The sequence below is a fragment of the Asticcacaulis sp. genome, assembly GCF_027484505.1.
Classification (GTDB): Bacteria; Pseudomonadota; Alphaproteobacteria; order Caulobacterales; family Caulobacteraceae; genus Asticcacaulis.
On the sequence record NZ_JAIXSV010000203.1, the window covers coordinates 1 to 2,971 of the forward strand.

Annotated in this window: 6 protein-coding genes; 4 read left to right on the top strand and 2 right to left on the bottom strand. The window is 59.9% G+C overall.

From position 1 onward, the window contains the following. Together Q0072_RS12310 and Q0072_RS12315 are read left to right on the top strand one after the other, a co-directional pair. On the top strand, positions 1-202 hold a 202-nt coding region (locus Q0072_RS12310; protein WP_298330502.1), incomplete at its 5' end, for a DsbA family protein. Positions 203-530: 328 nt separating this feature from the next. After that, positions 531-1,205, top strand: coding sequence for a hypothetical protein (locus tag Q0072_RS12315; RefSeq protein ID WP_298330505.1), 675 nt, complete (start codon positions 531-533; stop codon positions 1,203-1,205). A gap of 8 nt (positions 1,206-1,213) precedes the next feature. On the opposite strand, the gene Q0072_RS12320 is transcribed toward Q0072_RS12315, so the two are convergent. Further along, on the bottom strand, positions 1,214-2,008 hold the full coding sequence (locus tag Q0072_RS12320) for a thiazole synthase (RefSeq protein ID WP_126423929.1): 795 nt from the start codon (positions 2,006-2,008) through the stop codon (positions 1,214-1,216). Positions 2,009-2,159: 151 nt separating this feature from the next. Here Q0072_RS12320 and Q0072_RS12325 point away from each other — a divergent pair, with 151 nt between their 5' ends. Next, positions 2,160-2,390, top strand: coding sequence for an AbrB/MazE/SpoVT family DNA-binding domain-containing protein (locus Q0072_RS12325; RefSeq protein WP_298330508.1), 231 nt, complete (start codon positions 2,160-2,162; stop codon positions 2,388-2,390). Continuing rightward, entirely contained in the window at positions 2,380-2,790 is a 411-nt protein-coding gene (locus tag Q0072_RS12330; RefSeq protein WP_298330511.1) for a PIN domain-containing protein, read from the top strand. The genes Q0072_RS12325 and Q0072_RS12330 overlap by 11 nt, the downstream gene beginning before the upstream one ends. 4 nt (positions 2,791-2,794) lie before the next feature. Here the strand turns inward: Q0072_RS12330 and thiS are convergent, their stop codons facing one another. Then, a complete protein-coding gene (gene thiS / locus Q0072_RS12335; RefSeq protein ID WP_298330514.1) occupies positions 2,795-2,959 on the bottom strand; it encodes a sulfur carrier protein ThiS in 165 nt (54 codons plus the stop codon). Positions 2,960-2,971: the final 12 nt, after the last annotated feature.

Genomic DNA, 2,971 nt, shown 5'->3' on the forward strand with positions numbered 1-2,971 from the left:
CGCCGGGGTCAACCCGGCCGAATTGCACGCCAGGGCTCAGTCGCCCGCCATTCAGGCCAAGATCGAGGAAACCCTGCAACTGGGTTATAAGCTGGGCATCGCAGCGACACCCAACTTCATCGTTGATGGCGTGCTGGTCAATGGCGGCGATATCCCGCAGCTCCAGACCTTGGTGACGGCGGCGCGTCAGAAGGCCAAGTAATCTCATAAGGGAAAGATTCTGGAGGGAAAGATTCTGGGGGGAAAGATTCTGGGGGGAAAGATTCTGGGGGGAAAGATTCTGGGGGCAACTGCCCCCAGACCCCGGATCAGGGTTTCACCGCGAACGGCACACGCAAACTGTCAACCTCCTCCCTCCTCCCTCCTCCCTGTTGCGCAGCAATGGGGAGGTGGCTTTTGGCGCGTAGCGACAAAAGCCGGAGGGGGAATGCTCTTATATTTCAAAGACCTAAGGCCTTTCCTGCCTGTGGTGTTACCCCCTCCGTCAGCTACGCTGACACCTCCCCATGCCTCTGGCACAGGGAGGAGAGGTGAGCATCTATCCCCGCGCGCTCAGCCTGTGTCATCATGGCCGCATGGATGTCCACGCGGAAAACAAGGCGGAACTGACAGCGCTGCTGGCCGAGCGTCGCGCTACCCTGCGCGACTTTGCCGACACGGTGCTGGGTCACGTGACTTCGCTGTCGAAACCGGAAACCGCGCTCGAAGCCGAGCGCACGGCCCGCGCCGTCATGGCGGCGGACAGCATGTTGTGTCAGCTCTTTGCCCCGCCGCCAGAGCCGAAATCCATCAAGGCCACTGCCCGCAACCTCGCTTCTGACGATGCCGAAGAGGCGAAACCACAACGTTACGGTCTCAGAAGCTACACCATCGACGAAGAGGCCGCTCAGAAGCTGGCGCTGGAACGCGCCGAGGCCGAACTGAACCGTCAGGGTCACTACGAAACCCGCCGTGGCGAAATGTTTGATAAGATCGTCACCATTGCCAAGGGGATGCACCTCGCCCTGTGGCGCGACGAAGGCTATGTCGAAGCCGATGTCACCAAGCTAATGAACCTGTGGGGTGAGTATTACCAACGCATCCTGAGCGAGACGGGTCAACCGCCGGACGCCGAACTGCGTCGCCATCCGGCCATCTTCGCCCCCGACTATCACCAGGCACATCTCGAAAGGCTGGAAAAGGGAGAACGGGCCGTCCCAGATTAGAGCCGCGCCTATATCAGGCCCGCCAGCGGTGAGGACGGATCGGCATAGAGCTTCTTCGCCATCCGCCCGGCCAGATAGGCTTCGCGTCCCGCAATAACCGCATGCTTCATGGCCACCGCCATGCGGATCGGGTCTTTGGCTTCGGCAATAGCCGTGTTCATCAGGATGGCGTCGCAGCCCAGTTCCATACCCACGGCCGCATCCGACGCGGTGCCTACGCCCGCATCGACCAGCACCGGCACCTTGGCGTTCTCGATAATGATGCGCAGCGTCACACGATTCTGGATGCCCAGACCCGAACCAATGGGCGCGCCCAGGGGCATGATGGCGCACGCCCCGGCCTCTTCCAGCTTTTTGGCATAGACCGGATCGTCCGAACAATAGACCATGACGTCGAAGCCGTCCTTGACCAGCAGCTTCAGCGAGCGCAGCGTCTCTTCCATGTCGGGATAAAGCGTCTTGGGGTCAGACAGGACCTCCAGCTTGACGAGGTTCCAGCCGCCGGCTTCGCGCGCCAGACGCAGGGTGCGCACCGCATCTTCGCCCGTAAAACAGCCCGCCGTATTGGGCAGGTAGGTGAATTCGTCCTGTTTCACATAGTCCATCAGCATGGGCTGGTTCGGATCGGTCAGATTGACGCGACGCACGGCTACGGTGACGATCTCCGCACCCGACGCCCGCGCCGCCGCGGCGTTCTGGGCATAGTCCTTATATTTCCCCGTACCGACGATCAGTCGCGAGGAAAAGGTGCGCCCGGCAACGGTCCAGGTATCGGGTGAAAGGGCGGCGGTCGGTTCGGTCATAAGTATCGGTCCCGTATGAAACGCTTTGGCGTCTCTATAATGCTTTCTTTGCGTCTGACCACCCCCTCAGCCGTTACGGAAATAAGTTGTGTCCGCAAGACGCGCAAAATGATATACTTACTTAGTTATGTATATCAAAAACGGGTGCAACATGCAGGTTTCCAAATGGGGCAACAGTCTGGCGGTGCGCCTGCCCGCTGCGGTAGTCGAAGCTCTGGAACTGAAGGACGGCGACGAAATCGAAATCCACGTGCAGGATGCGCGGCAATTCGCTATTGCGCGCAAGCCTGACCGGGACGCCCTGATCGAGCGCGTGCGCGGCTTTGCGGGTCGTCTGCCGACGGATTTCAAATTTGACCGCGAAGACGTCAATGGCCGCTGAGCGTGCCTTCTTCGATACCAATGTGCTGGTCTATCTGCTGAAGGAAGACAGGCACAAGGGCGAGTGCTGCGCCGACCTCATCGCTGGCGGAGGTACGATCAGCGTGCAGGTGCTGAACGAACTGCTGAATGTCATCCGCCGTAAGACCGACCTGAACTGGTCTGAAACCGTGCGGTTTCTGGAAACGCTGGAAGGGTTGTTTGAGACTACCGACGTGACGCGGGAGACCCACCGGCTTGGGCGGCGGCTGGCGGAACGCTATCATTTATCCGTCTATGACGCATTTATCGTTGCGGCAGCTATCCTCTCCGGGGCCAGCGTCCTTTATACTGAGGATATGCAGGACGGTGCCACCATCGAAGGTGTGCGCATCGTCAACCCATTCACGGGCAAGGCTTAACGACTCAATCCCCGCCGCCGACAAAGTGGACGATCTCAAAGCGGTCACCAGCTTCGATCGGCGTGGCGACATAGGCCGATTTGGGCACGATTTCGAGATTGCGCTCCACCGCCACCTTGCGCGGATCGATGCCGATCTGCTCGATCAGGGCCATCACATTGGCGGCCAAAACCTCGGTTTC

What these genes read in the sequence shown, in the direction of transcription:
- Q0072_RS12320 (WP_126423929.1), bottom strand. Translation starts at nt 2,008, where the DNA reads ATGACCGAACCGACCGCCGCCCTTTCACCCGATACCTGGACCGTTGCC.
- Q0072_RS12325 (WP_298330508.1), top strand. Translation starts at nt 2,160, where the DNA reads ATGCAGGTTTCCAAATGGGGCAACAGTCTGGCGGTGCGCCTGCCCGCT.
- Q0072_RS12330 (WP_298330511.1), top strand. Translation starts at nt 2,380, where the DNA reads ATGGCCGCTGAGCGTGCCTTCTTCGATACCAATGTGCTGGTCTATCTG.